Source organism: Staphylococcus simiae (assembly GCF_002902085.1).
GTDB lineage: Bacteria > Bacillota > Bacilli > Staphylococcales > Staphylococcaceae > Staphylococcus > Staphylococcus simiae.
This window is the reverse complement of sequence record NZ_PPQR01000065.1, coordinates 1-15,588: the sequence shown is the minus strand read 5'-3', so window position 1 is coordinate 15,588 and position 15,588 is coordinate 1. Positions and strand designations below refer to the sequence as shown.

At 31.4% G+C, this 15,588-nt stretch carries 18 protein-coding genes and 1 riboswitch; of the genes, 3 read left to right on the top strand and 15 right to left on the bottom strand.

Going from position 1 to position 15,588, the window contains the following annotated elements:
- Positions 1-382: 382 nt before the first annotated feature.
- The 5 genes from sufB to sufC form a co-directional block, all read right to left on the bottom strand.
- On the bottom strand, positions 383-1,780 hold the full coding sequence (sufB, locus tag CD113_RS08350; protein WP_002462405.1) for a Fe-S cluster assembly protein SufB: 1,398 nt from the start codon (positions 1,778-1,780) through the stop codon (positions 383-385).
- Positions 1,781-1,930: 150 nt separating this feature from the next.
- Positions 1,931-2,395, bottom strand: a complete 465-nt coding sequence (gene sufU / locus CD113_RS08345; RefSeq protein WP_002462407.1) for a Fe-S cluster assembly sulfur transfer protein SufU — start codon at positions 2,393-2,395, stop codon at positions 1,931-1,933.
- Positions 2,385-3,635 carry a cysteine desulfurase gene (locus CD113_RS08340; protein ID WP_197697107.1) on the bottom strand — a complete coding sequence of 417 codons (1,251 nt, stop codon included), beginning with the start codon at positions 3,633-3,635 and terminating at the stop codon, positions 2,385-2,387. The genes sufU and CD113_RS08340 overlap by 11 nt, the downstream gene beginning before the upstream one ends.
- 106 nt (positions 3,636-3,741) lie before the next feature.
- A complete protein-coding gene (gene sufD / locus CD113_RS08335) occupies positions 3,742-5,049 on the bottom strand; it encodes a Fe-S cluster assembly protein SufD (RefSeq protein ID WP_002462409.1) in 1,308 nt (435 codons plus the stop codon).
- 102 nt (positions 5,050-5,151) lie between these two features.
- The gene (sufC, locus tag CD113_RS08330; RefSeq protein ID WP_002462410.1) at positions 5,152-5,913 is read right to left on the bottom strand and encodes a Fe-S cluster assembly ATPase SufC; all 762 of its coding nucleotides are present in this window, start codon (positions 5,911-5,913) and stop codon (positions 5,152-5,154) included.
- A 323-nt stretch (positions 5,914-6,236) separates the two neighbouring features.
- Here sufC and CD113_RS08325 point away from each other — a divergent pair, with 323 nt between their 5' ends.
- Positions 6,237-7,088, top strand: coding sequence for a DUF368 domain-containing protein (locus CD113_RS08325; protein ID WP_002462411.1), 852 nt, complete (start codon positions 6,237-6,239; stop codon positions 7,086-7,088).
- Positions 7,089-7,176: 88 nt separating this feature from the next.
- On the opposite strand, the gene CD113_RS08320 is transcribed toward CD113_RS08325, so the two are convergent.
- The 8 genes from CD113_RS08320 to CD113_RS08280 all read right to left on the bottom strand — a co-directional run bounded on the left by CD113_RS08320 (position 7,177) and on the right by CD113_RS08280 (position 12,800).
- Positions 7,177-7,371, bottom strand: coding sequence for a CsbD family protein (locus tag CD113_RS08320; protein ID WP_002462412.1), 195 nt, complete (start codon positions 7,369-7,371; stop codon positions 7,177-7,179).
- Between the two features lie 87 nt (positions 7,372-7,458).
- On the bottom strand, positions 7,459-7,638 hold the full coding sequence (locus CD113_RS08315) for a hypothetical protein (protein ID WP_002462413.1): 180 nt from the start codon (positions 7,636-7,638) through the stop codon (positions 7,459-7,461).
- Positions 7,639-8,523: 885 nt separating this feature from the next.
- Positions 8,524-9,333: a MetQ/NlpA family ABC transporter substrate-binding protein gene (locus tag CD113_RS08305; protein ID WP_095092604.1), complete on the bottom strand. Its 810-nt coding sequence runs from the start codon at positions 9,331-9,333 to the stop codon at positions 8,524-8,526.
- A gap of 17 nt (positions 9,334-9,350) precedes the next feature.
- Positions 9,351-10,046 (bottom strand): methionine ABC transporter permease, encoded by a 696-nt coding sequence (locus CD113_RS08300; protein ID WP_002464071.1) that lies wholly within the window; start codon positions 10,044-10,046, stop codon positions 9,351-9,353.
- On the bottom strand, positions 10,039-11,064 hold the full coding sequence (locus CD113_RS08295) for a methionine ABC transporter ATP-binding protein (protein ID WP_002464074.1): 1,026 nt from the start codon (positions 11,062-11,064) through the stop codon (positions 10,039-10,041). Before CD113_RS08295 ends, CD113_RS08300 begins: the two co-directional genes overlap by 8 nt.
- Before the next feature lie 88 nt (positions 11,065-11,152).
- A riboswitch (SAM riboswitch) is annotated at positions 11,153-11,258 on the bottom strand.
- Between the two features lie 57 nt (positions 11,259-11,315).
- The gene (locus tag CD113_RS08290; protein WP_002464076.1) at positions 11,316-11,612 is read right to left on the bottom strand and encodes a thioredoxin family protein; all 297 of its coding nucleotides are present in this window, start codon (positions 11,610-11,612) and stop codon (positions 11,316-11,318) included.
- Positions 11,613-11,910: 298 nt separating this feature from the next.
- On the bottom strand, positions 11,911-12,291 hold the full coding sequence (gene gcvH, locus CD113_RS08285; protein ID WP_002464077.1) for a glycine cleavage system protein GcvH: 381 nt from the start codon (positions 12,289-12,291) through the stop codon (positions 11,911-11,913).
- Between the two features lie 152 nt (positions 12,292-12,443).
- Positions 12,444-12,800, bottom strand: a complete 357-nt coding sequence (locus CD113_RS08280) for an arsenate reductase family protein (protein WP_002464078.1) — start codon at positions 12,798-12,800, stop codon at positions 12,444-12,446.
- 142 nt (positions 12,801-12,942) lie between these two features.
- Here CD113_RS08280 and CD113_RS08275 point away from each other — a divergent pair, with 142 nt between their 5' ends.
- On the top strand, positions 12,943-13,266 hold the full coding sequence (locus tag CD113_RS08275; protein ID WP_002464081.1) for a thioredoxin family protein: 324 nt from the start codon (positions 12,943-12,945) through the stop codon (positions 13,264-13,266).
- Between the two features lie 77 nt (positions 13,267-13,343).
- Here the strand turns inward: CD113_RS08275 and CD113_RS08270 are convergent, their stop codons facing one another.
- Positions 13,344-13,883, bottom strand: coding sequence for a nitroreductase family protein (locus CD113_RS08270; RefSeq protein ID WP_002464083.1), 540 nt, complete (start codon positions 13,881-13,883; stop codon positions 13,344-13,346).
- A 74-nt stretch (positions 13,884-13,957) separates the two neighbouring features.
- The gene (gene aroD / locus CD113_RS08265; protein ID WP_002464085.1) at positions 13,958-14,680 is read right to left on the bottom strand and encodes a type I 3-dehydroquinate dehydratase; all 723 of its coding nucleotides are present in this window, start codon (positions 14,678-14,680) and stop codon (positions 13,958-13,960) included.
- 152 nt (positions 14,681-14,832) lie between these two features.
- On the opposite strand from aroD, the gene CD113_RS08260 reads away from it, so the two are divergent.
- On the top strand, positions 14,833-15,255 hold the full coding sequence (locus CD113_RS08260) for an organic hydroperoxide resistance protein (RefSeq protein ID WP_002464087.1): 423 nt from the start codon (positions 14,833-14,835) through the stop codon (positions 15,253-15,255).
- The last annotated feature ends 333 nt before the right edge of the window (positions 15,256-15,588 follow it).

Genomic DNA, 15,588 nt, shown 5'->3' with positions numbered 1-15,588 from the left:
CCATACATATGAAATAATTTTTTTAAAGATTTATAATCCATATGACTACTCCTTATTAATCATATTTCTATATATAACGTTTATATATTGATATGATTATAGCAAAATTACTGAATTAATAACATATAATCTGTTAGTCTCCGAAAATTAATAACTTAGAGACTACATTATTCATTAAAATTTATGACATATATTATTGAATTGAAATGTTTTCTTTATTATTTATGATCACATTTAGTAGTTAATATCTTTACAACTCTTTTGCAAGTATCCTAACTATTATTGATTACTAAAAAATCAAAACAAAAACCGCTCAAAGTCACTTTAATAAGAAACTTCGAACGGTAATTGTTATAAACATGTTATTTTACTTTGTCTAGATCTAACCAATAGATCCTTCCATTTCAAATTTGATTAAACGGTTCATTTCAACAGCATATTCCATTGGTAATTCTTTAGTAAATGGTTCAATGAATCCCATAACGATCATTTCTGTCGCTTCTTCTTCAGAAATACCACGACTCATTAGATAGAATAATTGTTCTTCTGACACTTTAGACACTTTCGCTTCGTGTTCTAATGAAATTTGATCATTAAATACTTCATTATATGGAATTGTATCTGACGTTGATTCATTATCTAAAATTAACGTATCACATTCAATATTTGAACGTGCTCCTTTAGCATTACGTCCAAAATGAACAATACCACGGTAAACTACTTTACCACCATTTTTAGAGATAGATTTTGAAACAATTGTAGAAGATGTATTTGGTGCTTTATGAATCATTTTGGCACCAGCATCTTGAACTTGCCCTTTACCAGCAAAGGCAATAGATAATGTACTACCTTTAGCACCTTCACCTAATAGCACACAGTTTGGATATTTCATAGTTAACTTAGAACCTAAGTTACCATCAACCCATTCCATGTTACCATTTTCATGAACAAATGTACGTTTAGTAACTAAGTTATAAACATTATTAGCCCAGTTTTGAATTGTAGTATAACGAACATGAGCATCTTTATGCACGATAATTTCAACTACAGCTGAGTGAAGTGAACTAGTAGTGTATACAGGAGCAGTACAACCTTCTACATAATGTACTGACGCTCCTTCATCTGCGATAATTAAAGTACGCTCGAATTGTCCCATATTTTCAGAGTTGATTCTGAAATATGCTTGTAATGGCGTATCTAATTTAATATTTTTTGGTACATAGATGAATGAACCACCTGACCATACAGCTGAGTTTAAAGCTGCAAATTTATTATCAGCTGCTGGAATAACTGAAGCAAAATATTCTTTGAATATATCTTCATTTTCTTGAAGTGCACTATCAGTATCTTTAAAGATAATACCTTTTTCTTCAAGTTCTTTTTCCATGTTATGATAAACAACTTCTGATTCATATTGAGCTGACACACCAGCTAAGTATTTTTGTTCAGCTTCTGGAATACCTAATTTATCAAAAGTACGTTTGATTTCCTCAGGTACTTCATCCCAAGAACGTTCTGCTTGTTCAGAAGGTTTGACATAATATGTGATGTCATCAAAGTTTAATTCTGATAAATCGCCACCCCATTGAGGCATAGGCATTTTATAAAATAATTTTAATGATTTAAGACGGAAATTTAACATCCATTCCGGCTCATTTTTCATATTTGAAATTTCTCTAACGATATTTTCAGTTAAACCACGTTCTGATCTGAAAATGGAAACATCTTCGTCGTGGAATCCATATTTATAATCCCCAACATCAGGTGCTTGTTTAGCCATTTCAATCACTCCTTAAATATATTTACAACGTCTTACGTGAATTTTCATTTTTTGGTGTAAATCACATTATAACAATTTGACTATGACATTCAAATTTACATTTAATGAATAGGATTGCCGAATTTTATTATAATGATAATACAACATTAATTATTCTTCCTCAGTTGTACCTTCTGATTTACCTTCTTTTTCAATTGTACCTTTTTCTAATGCTTTCCATGCTAAAGTAGCACATTTAATACGTGCAGGAAATTGAGAAACACCTTGTAAAGCTTCAATGTCACCCATATCCTCCGTAATCACATAGTCATCTCCAAGCATCATTTTCGTAAATTCTTGACTCATTTGCATAGCTTCACCTAGTGAATGACCTTTAACAGCTTGTGTCATCATTGATGCACTAGCCATTGATATTGAACAACCTTCACCATCGAATTTAGCATCTTTAATGATACCATCTTCAATATCGAATGTAAGTCGAATACGGTCACCACAAGTTGGATTATTCATATCTACTGTCATAGATCCGTTATCTAATATACCTTTATTTCTAGGATTTTTGTAATGATCCATAATTACAGATCTATATAATTGATCTAAATTATTAAAATTCATAAGAGAAAAACTCCTTCGTTTGTTTCAAGGCATTAACTAACTGATCAATGTCTTCTTTTGTGTTGTATATATAAAAACTAGCTCTTGCTGTAGAAGATACGTCTAACCATTTCATTAATGGTTGCGCACAGTGATGTCCAGCACGCACAGCAACACCTTCAGTATCAACAGCTGTTGCTACATCATGTGGATGAATATCTTGTAAATTAAATGTGATGACAGCTGCACGACGATCTTTTGGAGGACCATAAATTTCTAGACCTTCAATTGTTGACATTTGTTCATACGCATACTCAGTCAATTGTTGTTCGTGCTGATGAATTGCATCAAGACCTAATTTATCAAGGTAACGTATTGCTTCTCCTAAGCCAATTGCTTGAGCAATTAGTGGTGTACCTGCTTCAAATTTAGTTGGTAAATCTGCCCATGTTGCATCATATTTACTAACAAAATCTATCATATCTCCACCATATTCTACTGGTTCCATGTCTTGCAATAAGTGACGTTTCCCAAATAACACACCAATACCAGTTGGTCCTAACATTTTATGGCCGCTAAAACTATAAAAATCTGCATCCATATCTTGCATATCTAGTGCCATATGTGGCGCAGCTTGTGCACCATCGACACTGATAATAGCACCATGTTCATGTGCAATTTCAGCAATAGTTTTAACATCATTTATCGTTCCTAAAACATTAGATACATGAGCAATAGCAACTATTTTAGTTTTATCATTTATTGTTGCTTTAACATCTTCAATATTTAGTTCACCATCTGCAGTCATTGGAATAAATTTCAAAGTAGCATTTTTACGTTTGGCTAATTGTTGCCAAGGAACAATATTAGCATGATGTTCCATCTCAGTAACTACAATTTCGTCACCTTCACTGACATTAGCATCACCATAACTACGTGCCACGATATTAATAGAAGCTGTTGTACCTCTAGTAAAAATGATTTCTTCAAAATATTTGGCATTAATGAAGCGTCGCACTGTTTCTCGAGCACCTTCATATGCATCTGTTGCCAATGAACCTAACGTATGAACACCACGATGTACATTCGAATTGTAGCGTTTATAATAATCATCTAGTACATCTAACACCTGAACAGGCGTTTGACTCGTAGCAGTTGAATCTAAATAAGCTAAGCGTTTCCCATTGACTTGTTGGTCTAATATTGGAAAGTCTTTCATCACTTCATTTACATCAAATGATTGTTCGGTCACGTTGTTCACGACCTTTCTTAATTTAAAATCTATACTTTAAACAGAGTGAAGTAATTAATGGTTAATCGCACATTAATCACTTCATCTTCATTATATTTAAATGATTTGCAAAATATTATTTAGTGATTTTGCGTTCAATCACTTGTCTTAATTGACGTTTAACATCTTCAATTGGTAATTCACGTACAACTGGATCTAAGAAACCATGAATAACAAGTCGTTCAGCTTCTTGTTGAGAAATACCACGACTCATTAAATAATATAGTTGTTGTGGATCTACTCGTCCTACTGAAGCTGCATGTCCAGCTTGAACATCGTCTTCATCAATTAATAAAATTGGGTTAGCATCTCCACGTGCGTGTTCAGATAACATTAAGACACGTGATTCTTGATTGGCTTCTGATTTCGTACCACCGTGCTTAATATAGCCTATACCATTAAATACAGATGATGCATGTTCTTTCATAACACCATGTTTTAGAATATAGCCATCTGTTTCTTTACCATATTGAACAATTTTAGATGTTAAATTAATTTTTTGATCTCCTGTACCTACTACTACTGATTTTAATGAACTTGTGGAACGGTCTCCAATTAAGTTTGTTGTATTATCAATAATTTGACTACCTTCATTCATTAAACCAAGCGCCCAATTAATTGAAGCATCTCTTTCAGTCATACCACGACGAATGATGTGACCAGTAAATCCTTTATCTAAATAGTCTACTGAACCATACGTCACATTTGAGTTAGCTCCAGCGATAACTTCTGACACAATATTAATTTGATTGCCTTCACCAGAAGCGTTAGATAAATAGTTCTCAACATATGTTACTTCTGCACTTTCTTCAGTAACAATAATGACGTGGTTATAAATACTCGCATCTTCATCATCATGTAAGACAACATATTGTATTGGATCTTCTACAACTACATTTTTAGGTACGTAAACAAATAATCCCCCATTAACTAATGCAGTGTGTAATGCAGTCAAACGGTGTTCATCTACTGTTACCGCTTCTGTCATATAATATTTTTGTACTAAATCACTATGATTAATTAAAGCTTCTTCAAGACCTTCAACAATCACACCATTACTAGATGCTTGTTCAGATACTTGTGTATAAGCTAATGAATTATTATGTTGAATTACTAAATTTTTGGAGTTCTCAATATCAATAATTTCTTTTACTGATTCAGGTAACTCTGAAAGTGATTCATAAGCTTTGCCTGTTACTTCATGTTGCTTAAATGAATCAAAATCCCATTTTCTTAATTTTGTTTTATCAGGTTTTGGCATTTCTAAAGTTTCTGTTAATTTCAAAGCTTTTTTACGTAATTCTGTCATCCAAGAAGGCTCTTTGTGGGCTTTAGAATAATCAACAAGTTGTTCTTCAGAAATGTTCAAAATATCAGTTGTCATAACTTCTTCCTCCTACTTGATGAAATTAAATTGTTAAAGTTAATGTTCGTTTTCATCATATATAGATGAACATCTCAGTCATTTTGAATAATTTAAATTCGATTATTCAGTCGCACCGAATTCTTCTTTAACCCATTCGTAACCTTCTTCTTCTAAACGTTTCGCTAATTCAGGACCGCCAGATTTCACTATTTTACCACCATACATTACATGAACTTTATCTGGAGTAATGTAATTTAAAAGACGTTGATAGTGCGTAATCATTAATGCACCAAAGTTCTCTCCACGCATTTGATTAATACCTTTAGATACTACTTTTAAAGCATCAATATCCAAACCAGAGTCAATTTCATCCAAAATTGCAAATTTAGGTTCTAGCATCATTAATTGTAAGATTTCATTACGTTTTTTCTCTCCGCCTGAGAATCCTTCATTTAAATAACGTTGAGCCATGTCTTTATCTATATCTAAGAAATCCATATTTTTATCTAATTTCTTAATAAATTGCATTAAGTTAATTTCTTGTCCTTCTTCACGTTTGGCATTAATTGCTGAACGCATGAAATCAGCATTAGTTACACCTGTAATTTCAGAAGGATATTGCATCGCTAAGAATAGTCCAGCTTTTGCTCTTTCATCCACTTCTAGTTCAAGGATATTTACGCCATCTAGCAATACTTCACCTTGTGTTACTTCATAACTTGGATGCCCCATAATTGCAGATGATAATGTTGATTTACCAGTACCATTTGGCCCCATAATTGCATGAATCTCATCAGTCTTAATTGTTAAATTAACACCTTTTAAAATTTCTTTATCCTCAATAGACACATGTAAGTCTTTGATTTCTAATGTTGATGCCATTTTATATTCCCTCCGTAAAATATAAAGATTTCCTGACTAGTTTATAATAATTTTAATTTGTAGTCAAAAAGCCTTTGTAATTATTCACTCCTTTAATTATAACTTACTTATTCCTTAATATAAACTACTTAAACCTTTTTATTAGATTTATTACTATAATGTACCAATTTTAATCTGGAAGAACTTTTAACTATAACTGATAATGACAGAGATAACTTTCTCAATGAATTTTACCTAAAATTAATACGTTATTATTTCACTTTATATTTTGAGATATGTTAATATGCTCGTTAACTAACAAAATAATTGTAAAGGAGCATCAAATGCAGCAGTTTAAATGGAAGAATATTTTAAAAGGATTTGCCATGGGTACAAGTGATTTAGTGCCTGGCGTAAGTGGAGGTACAATTGCTTTATTACTTGGTATTTATGATCAATTCATTTCTTCAATTAGCGGCCTATTTTCTAAACGTTTTTGGACTAGTATTCAATTTTTATTACCTATTGTATTAGGTATGTTATTAGCCATTGGAAGTTTAAGTAGTCTTTTTAATTATTTATTATTCGAACATCCTATTCCAACCATGTTCTTTTTTACTGGTCTCATCTTAGGTATTATTCCTTATTTATTAACAATATCAAACTTTAAAACAACTTTTACTGCTAAGCACTATGCTATGATTTGTCTCGGTGTCATTATACTCATCATTATTGCTTTTTTAAATAATGGTAATCAACATGCTGACGAAACAGTGTCATTATCAACCGGTATAATTATTAAATATTATTTAGCTGGCATGTGTGCATCGAGTGCAATGTTATTACCAGGCATCTCAGGATCGTTTATGTTACTTGTATTTGGTGCATACGGTACAGTCATGTACTCAATTTCAGAGCTTGTAAAATTAAATGTTAATGGTTTACCGATTTTAGTTATATTAGGTTTGGGAGTATTAAGCGGTTTTTTATTATCAAGCAAAGTCATTCATTATTTTTTACATCATCATAAGTACATGACTTTAGCTCTTATTATCGGATTTGTTGTAGGATCGTTATATGCTGTCTTTCCTGGTGTACCACCTTCAACAATAAGCTGGATAGTATCAATACTAACTTTAGTTAGTGGTTTAATCGTTAGTTTACTTTTAGGTAAGTTGAGTAATAATGGCAATTAATAACAATATTTGCTAAATTTAAAATGATTGACAAAAAAATAAAGGCAAAGCTGTGAATCATGACACAACCTTGCCTTTTGCTTTATTATTAATCTTCTTTATTACCTTTAACTTTGTCGATTAAGTCGTTAGCTTTATCTTTGGCATTTTCAACAAATTCTTTTGCTTTGCCTGAAGCTTTGTCTTCTTTGCCTTCATTTTCTAAATTTTTATTATCAGTAACGTTACCTACTGTTTCTTTAACATTACCTTTTGCTTGTTCAAATTTACTTTCGTCTGCCATAATAAATTCCTCCTTGTTATACTTGATGTAATGTATATTTACCCAGAAGAAAATTTGCTAAACATGATATGACATAAATTTATTGACTTAATTAGATATTTTTCTGGAGCCTTTTTGAAAACGCTGATAATTTACCATTAAATTTAAAAATACAACAACAGCTGCAATTCCTGTAAATTTCCAATTTGAAGTACTTAACGATACAACAAACATTAATAACAATATAATGATATTAATCATAACTGCTACTTTAAATTTCGGAGTCATATATTTCACCTCATTTTATTGTAAGTTATAATTTAAGTTTAAATGACCTAACTTTACAAAACAATAGATAATGGGAGTGGGACAGAAATAAATTTTATATAAAATTTATTTCGTAGTCCCACCCCGGCAAGACTGACTAGGTTTTCAAAATGGTGATTTTTCAACATTTTGAAAACCAGACAGTTACTGCCAAATGCTTAAATTTAAGTGTAAAATACATTTTGTCCCAGGCTCATTGGCAACTTACCTGTTTAGTATTATATTTCAGCATATGAACTAAAATCACTTTAATTTATATATACAAAGGATGATTCCTATTTACTTATTTTAGCTATTTTTACATTTATTAGTGCAGGTATTAGTTTGGGTTATTCTATTGAAGCTTGTATTAAAACAAAGCAAAAAATGCTTATTATACAGTTGCACGGAGTTTATCATTATTTATTATTGGTATGGTAATTTTAATGTATCACATCAATGCCTTTTTAATTACAATGTCATTATTAATAATTTTCACACAGTTTTTTGATGGTCTAATCGGCTTGAAATATCGACAACGTTTTAAAACGATTGGACCAATCACAACTGCAATATTTCATTTGTTATTGGGAGTGGGACAGAAATAATTATTTCAAAACAAATTATTTCATAGATGCCCGTCTTGCACATTAATGTAAAATCCACACATGGATTTTTGATGACGGGTCCCTTCCACCCCGGCAAAGCTGACTAGGTTAGTAAAACGTTGATAAATCAACATTTTACAAATCAGACAGTTACTGCCAAATGTTTAATATTAAGTATAAATGCTTTATGCCCCTGGCTCATTTAAATGCAAAAATGCCAACTTCATTTCATCGTGAAGTTGGCATCTATTTTTACTATTTATTTCGCTGGTACAACTGATCCATTATATTTTTCGTTAATATAATCTTTAATCTCTTTAGAATGCAATACTTCCATTAAAGCTTTGATTTTCTTATCGTCTTTATGACCTTCTTTAACAGCAATTAAGTTTGCATATGGATTGTTTTCTGCTTTTTCAATAGCAATTGAATCTTTTTTAGGATTTAATTTTTGCTCAATAGCAAAGTTTGAATTAATGATTACAGCGTCAGCATCTTGGTTTTGATAAATTTTAGGTAAGAATTCTGCTGATTGTTTATTATTAAATTTAATATCTTTTTTGTTTTCTATAATATCACTAAATTTAGCATCTTCAATTTTAACGCCTTTTTTAATTTTAATTAGTCCATCATCAACAAAGAATTTCAAGAAACGTCCTTGTTCAGCTGGATTATTTGATACGTATACTGTTGCACCTTTTGGTAAGTCTTTTAAACTTTTATATTTTTTAGAATATACAGCCATTGGTTCTAAATGCACGTTACCAGCACTTTCAATTTTGTAACCTTTATCTTTTTTCTCAGTATTTAAATAAGGTGTATGTTGGAAGAAGTTAGCATCTACTTCACCTTTATCTAATAATTTGTTTGGTGTTGTATAGTCATTAATAACTTTGACATCAAGTTTATAACCTTTTTTTTCTAATAAAGGTTTAGCTTTTTCTAGAATTTCTGCGTGTGGCGCAGGAGATGCACCAACTTTAATCGTTTTATCATCCTCTTTATTACCACATGCTGCTAATGCTACTGATAATGCTAATACTAAGATAAGACCTAATATTTTTTTCATTTAACAAACCCCCAGTTTTATCGTTTATCAAGTTTATTTGTAAACCAATCACCAATGAATTGGATTATAAATACTATAATTAAAATGAATACCGTAGAAACTAAAATGACATCATTTTGATTTCTTGTAAATCCTGTTAAGTAAGCTAGGTTACCTAAACCACCAGCACCAATAACACCTGCAACAGCTGTTGATCCAACTAAAGCAATTGCCGTAACCGTAATACCAGAAACTAATGCAGGCATTGCTTCAGGTAATAATACCTTTCTAATAACTGTCCAAGTATTAGCACCCATAGACCAAGCCGCTTCAATTACACCTTTATCAATTTCTTTAAAGGCAATTTCTACAAGTCTGGCATAGAATGGTGCTGCGCCAATAATTAATGCAGGTAATGCGCCTGTAGGACCACTAATTGTCCCTAATACTATACTCGTAAATGGTATTAACAATAATATTAAAATGATGAAAGGTATAGCTCTAAATAAATTTACGATAAATGATACTATCGTATAAAATATTCTTGCGCCTATAGATGTACCTTTAGCTGATAAGAACAATAGCACACCTAAGATAATACCGAATATAAAAGCAAAAATTGTCGATACAACTGTCATATAAAGTGTTTCAACTACTGCCTGCCAAACATCTGGCCATTGCACATTAGGCATTGTAACCATTTCATTGATAATATCGCTAAATGATTTACCCATGTCGTAACACCTCCACTTTGACGTGTTGTTCATTCAATTCTTTTTTGAATTTTCCAAAATCTTCAGTAGTAATGAATGGAATATGTAGAATTAAAAAGCCAACCGTACCTTCTTTTGTATTTTTAATATTCGCTTCAAGAATATTGATATCAATGTTGTATAACTTGGAAAGATTAGAAACAATAGGTTCTGTTGTTGTTGAACCCGTGAAATTCAATCTAACGATATATGCATTAGGATCAAGTGGTTCAAGGTCGACAGTCGAATCATTAAAATCATCATTTAAGTCTTCTTTAACAAAACGCTTAGTTACTTCATGTTGTGGATTTTCAAAAACATTAGTTACACTACCTTGCTCGATCACGCGTCCATTTTCCATGACAGCTACTTCATCACAAATTCGACGAATGACATGCATTTCATGAGTAATTAAGACTATTGTAAGATTTTGTTGTTGACGAATTTTAAGTAATAAATCTAAAATTTCATCGGTAGTTTGTGGGTCAAGTGCGCTCGTAGCTTCATCGCAAAGTAACACCGTTGGATCGTTTGCTAATGCTCTAGCAATACCCACTCTTTGTTTTTGTCCACCAGATAATTCTGAAGGATAAGCATTCTCTCTTCCTTTTAATCCAACAAGTTCAATTAAATCTAATGCTTTCCTCTTGGCATCATTCCTAGATACACCAGCAATTTCAAGTGGAAATGTTATATTTTTAAGGACTGTTCTAGACCATAAAAGATTAAAATGTTGGAAAATCATACTTACTTTTTGACGTTTTTTTCTTAGTCCTGATTTAGAAAGCTTACTAATATTATCGCCATCTATAATAATATCGCCAGAAGTAGGTGCTTCTAAGTTATTAAACATTCTAATTAATGTACTCTTACCTGCACCTGAAAAACCAATCACCCCATATATTGATCCTGATTTAATAGATAAATCAACATGATCAACAGCTAGAACATTTTTGTTTTTCGTATGATATTCTTTGACGACTTGTTTTAACTCAATCACGTTTATACCTCCCCAGTATTGCTTTACAAATAAAAAATGCTTTCTCAATATCGATAAAAAGATTGAGAAAGCAATAAAAATATTGTTTCTCTCATCTTCTAAAGTTTAAAAACTTTATGTGAATTGGCACCATTTCCATTACAGACGGTTGCCGGGTTTCGTAGGGCACATCCCTCCACCACTCTCGATAAGAGCTTACGCATCATTTAATTTGTTTTAATCCTACCATCACTGTATAAATTCGTCAACAATTATTTTAAATTTTCTAACAAATTTGGCACAGACTGAAAAGCATAAATTCGTTTAACTTCTTTATCATAATTCATCAACAGTAATACTGGTACAGACATAATTTGATTTGTTTCACTAAATTGTGGATGAAAGTTTAAATCAATTTTAATTATTGGTAACTGTAGGATTTCATTTGCTATATCGAGCATTCGTTCTGAAATTTTGCATGTACCACATGTCGGTGTATAACCAAAGATTAAATGTTTGGTTTTGTCATAATTTTGTGAGATATCAGTAATATTTATAGTGCGACTCATGATTTAAACGAACCTTTCTTAAAGTGTTTGATATTACGATTATAATCAACTCATGATTTAACGCAATCGACTTGCTTACATTCTATATATTCATGTTGTTTCAATATTTATTCTTTATCGACTCACTTTAAATTACCGTCTTCATGTATTAGCGCTATTATTAATGACTTTGCATCCTCTCAAATCACAAACATAAGGTCCTTACTTATCCGTTAGCATTTCAATTCTTAGACAAGGCAATTTAAAATATTGTATAAAAAATAACCCCTCAATACTATGATTAAGGAGTTTGATATTATTATTCGCCAATCATTTCTGAATATTGATCTGCTGATAATAATGCTTCAATTTGACTGTCGTCACTAATTTCAACTTTGACCATCCATGCTTTTTCATATGGAGATTCATTTACAAATTCAGGGCTATCTTCTAGTTCTTCGTTAACTTCAACTACTTTACCAGAGATGGGCGCATACAATTCTGAAACTGTTTTTACAGATTCTACACTACCAAAAGTATCCCCTTCATTAATTTCATCATCAGTTTCTGGTAACTCAACGAAAACGATGTCACCTAACTCTCCTTGAGCATATTCAGTGATACCAATTGTTGCAACATTGCCATCAACTTTAACCCATTCATGTTCTTTTGAGTATTTAAATTCATTCGGTACTGCCAAAAGAATCCCCTCCTAATTAATTTTACATATTTATGATGCCACAAGCTTTAACGTCATTCAACAATAATTTATAAAATTTCGAATGACTGTTAATCTACATTTTACATGTAAACGAACTAAAAATCGACAAAAATAAGAAAACGTTTTCAAAATTACGCTAACCACGTATCTTTATATTGATCTTCTTTAAACCCTAGTGTGATTTTATCTCCTGAAATTGCTAATGGACGTTTCACTAACATACCATCAGATGATAATAGTTCTAACTTTTCATCATCTGATAAATCTTTAAGTTTATTTTTTAAATCTAGTTCACGATATTTTGCACCATGTGTATTAAATAACTTGTTAATATCAACGCCAGTATTGGCAATAATTGTTTCAAATTCACTTTTAGTTGGTGTATGTTGAATAATGTCAATTGGCTCATAACTCACACCATATTCATCTAAAAACTTTGCTGCTTTTTTACAAGTAGTACAGTTCTTATATTGATAAAATTTAATCATTATGAATAATCCTCCTTTATGTATTATCTTTAATATATCATTTTAAAGTCAAAATGGCTTTACTTTTAGAGCTAATTTTTTTATAAAAAATGTATCATTAGCTATAATAAGATTAAGTATTTTTATTAAAGGAGATGTAAAGATGGAATCAATTTCAACAACAGAACAGTTTAAGAACATTATCAATAGTGAACAACCTGTGATTATTAAATTTGAAGCTGGTTGGTGCCCAGACTGTAAAGCTATGGATATGTGGATAGACCCAATTATGGAAGAATATAATAACTATCAATGGTATTCAGTGAATCGTGATGAACTTGAAGACGTAGCTGCTGACAATGATGTTATGGGTATCCCAAGTTTATTAGTATTTGAAAACAATCATAAAATTGCACATTTGCATTCAGCTAATGCAAAATCACCAGAACAAGTTGAAACATTTTTAGCAGAAACATTTAACAAATAAGTTTAGTTAGCATAACAGGTCTGAAAAGTATCGCTTTTCAGACCTGTTTTTTAATATCATTTTATACATTTATAACTTTAATATTCGGTAATAAGATTTTTATTTTTACGTGGTGCCTTAGGCATTTCTTCTTCTAAATCAGTTAAGTATAAAAATCCTGCTAAAATTTCATCATTTTTAACACCTAATACTTTTCTTACTTTTGGATCAAAGATATACATTGGTGATTTCCAACATGTACCAATTCCTGCTTCATATAGTAACAACATTAAATTTTGTGCGTACGCTCCAAATGCAAAATAATTCTCTCTATTTTGTTTTTGTCTAGGGTCTGTTTTCATAATTAACAGTAACATGCCCCCTAATTTAGTAACCGCATCATAATGACTTTGTTGCTTATCTAATTCATTTGGAAACGCAAATTTAGATATGTCTTCACTCATATCACCTAAACGATCTTTAGATACATGTACTAATCTCCACGGCTCTCTCATGCCATGATTCGGAGCATCAGCAGCTTTTTCAATTGCTTCGTATAAAGCTTTGTCATCAATATGCATATCTCGTTTGAATTTTTTAACACTTCGTCTTTCTGCTATTGCTTGTTGTAAATCCACTTTAAATCGCTCCCTCACGTACTATTGATAATACTTATCAATTATATGATACGCCTTATGCAAATTCAACTAAACTACTTGTTAGTATATAAAGCGAATTGTCTGCTTAATTGTGAAACATCAATTTGACCTGGTGCCTGTGGTTCGCCCAAACAGCCATATGACAATGATCCTCCAAAGACACCTTGAGCAGTACGTGTAACTAATCCAAGATGCGACATAGCAATACCAACTACTTTCGAACTGATTGACTCTGATGCTAATGACATGGCTTGCAATAATTTAATAACATCATCTTTATCTTGAGGCATAACAGCAACCTTAACATAATCTGGTTGGAATTTTTGCATTTTATAATAAATAAAATTCAACGCTTCTTGTGTCGGTGTTTCGTCAAAATTATGATGTGACAAGATAACTTTTGTCTGAGGTTGAACTCTTGCTATCATTTGTTGATATAAATTAACATCAATATGGTGATCCCATTCAATATCAATTAAATCTACATCTTTTATCTCCGCTAACATATATAAAAGTTTAATATAGTCATCATGTGATAAATCACCTTTACCACCTTGTTGATTTGTACGGTATGTCACTAATAGTTCTTGCTGATTTAAAATTAATTTTAAGTGATTTACTAATAAACAAATCGCTTCTTTCGACACATCATGTAATTGATCAATTCTAAGTTCTACTATATCAATATCAGCTATTTTAACTTTAATTTCATCTATTAATTGTTGCGTAATGATTTGTTCAGGTGCAATAGTTACTACGACTTTAACGTCCTTCATTTTAGTTCCTCTTTTCTACTTCCATTAACTTGTATTTTATATAACTCTTTTTAGTGCTTCAATCATAAAATATTAAAACTATCATATGTTTATGGTTTAACTTTACTCAAATGGGTAAATAATAACTATAACAATTCAAGGAGGTAATAATGATGGCAGTTCAATATGAAACTAAAGCTACAAATACAGGTGGTCGTAAAGGACATGTATATACTGATGATCACGCAATTGACGTAGATGTATTACCACCACAACAAGCAGATGGGAAGGCAACAAACCCAGAACAATTATTTGCAGCTGGTTATGCATCTTGTTTCAATGGTGCATTTGACTTGATTTTAAAACAAAATAAAGTACGTGGTGCTGAACCAGAAGTAACATTAACTGTTCGCTTAGAGGATGACCCTAATGCCGAAAGTCCACAATTAAGCGTTTCTATAGATGCAAAAGTTAAAAATGTATTATCACAAGAAGATGCAGAAAAATACTTACAAATGGCACACGAATTCTGTCCATATTCTAAAGCTACTCGTGGTAATATCAATGTTGATTTAAATGTTGACGTAGTTGAGTAATTCATCAGTTAATTAAAGTTTTAGATAGCTATTAACAGGGACGCACTTGTTAATAGCTTTTTTGTATCTGTTTCATGCTAGTGAATCATAACAGCTATAGATAGTCGGGTGTGAGGTAGAAATAAATTTAAATAGACTTATGTCATAGAATGACTGTCATGCACATTAATATAAAATCTTCGTGTCTTTTTTGTTTATTGACCTCGCTTACTTCGACAAGACTTTCTAAGATTTTAATGGTTCTATAATAAATCGGACTGATAGAGAATTTTTAATTATTTTCTATTAGTCCGATTTTTGTATTTTGAATATGAAAAAAGCGCAATTATCTCT

What these genes read in the sequence shown, in the direction of transcription:
- sufB (WP_002462405.1), bottom strand. Translation starts at nt 1,780, where the DNA reads ATGGCTAAACAAGCACCTGATGTTGGGGATTATAAATATGGATTCCAC.
- sufU (WP_002462407.1), bottom strand. Translation starts at nt 2,395, where the DNA reads ATGAATTTTAATAATTTAGATCAATTATATAGATCTGTAATTATGGAT.
- sufD (WP_002462409.1), bottom strand. Translation starts at nt 5,049, where the DNA reads ATGACAACTGATATTTTGAACATTTCTGAAGAACAACTTGTTGATTAT.
- sufC (WP_002462410.1), bottom strand. Translation starts at nt 5,913, where the DNA reads ATGGCATCAACATTAGAAATCAAAGACTTACATGTGTCTATTGAGGAT.
- CD113_RS08325 (WP_002462411.1), top strand. Translation starts at nt 6,237, where the DNA reads ATGCAGCAGTTTAAATGGAAGAATATTTTAAAAGGATTTGCCATGGGT.
- CD113_RS08320 (WP_002462412.1), bottom strand. Translation starts at nt 7,371, where the DNA reads ATGGCAGACGAAAGTAAATTTGAACAAGCAAAAGGTAATGTTAAAGAA.
- CD113_RS08315 (WP_002462413.1), bottom strand. Translation starts at nt 7,638, where the DNA reads ATGACTCCGAAATTTAAAGTAGCAGTTATGATTAATATCATTATATTG.
- CD113_RS08305 (WP_095092604.1), bottom strand. Translation starts at nt 9,333, where the DNA reads ATGAAAAAAATATTAGGTCTTATCTTAGTATTAGCATTATCAGTAGCA.
- CD113_RS08300 (WP_002464071.1), bottom strand. Translation starts at nt 10,046, where the DNA reads ATGGGTAAATCATTTAGCGATATTATCAATGAAATGGTTACAATGCCT.
- CD113_RS08290 (WP_002464076.1), bottom strand. Translation starts at nt 11,612, where the DNA reads ATGAGTCGCACTATAAATATTACTGATATCTCACAAAATTATGACAAA.
- CD113_RS08280 (WP_002464078.1), bottom strand. Translation starts at nt 12,800, where the DNA reads ATGATTAAATTTTATCAATATAAGAACTGTACTACTTGTAAAAAAGCA.
- CD113_RS08275 (WP_002464081.1), top strand. Translation starts at nt 12,943, where the DNA reads ATGGAATCAATTTCAACAACAGAACAGTTTAAGAACATTATCAATAGT.
- aroD (WP_002464085.1), bottom strand. Translation starts at nt 14,680, where the DNA reads ATGAAGGACGTTAAAGTCGTAGTAACTATTGCACCTGAACAAATCATT.
- CD113_RS08260 (WP_002464087.1), top strand. Translation starts at nt 14,833, where the DNA reads ATGGCAGTTCAATATGAAACTAAAGCTACAAATACAGGTGGTCGTAAA.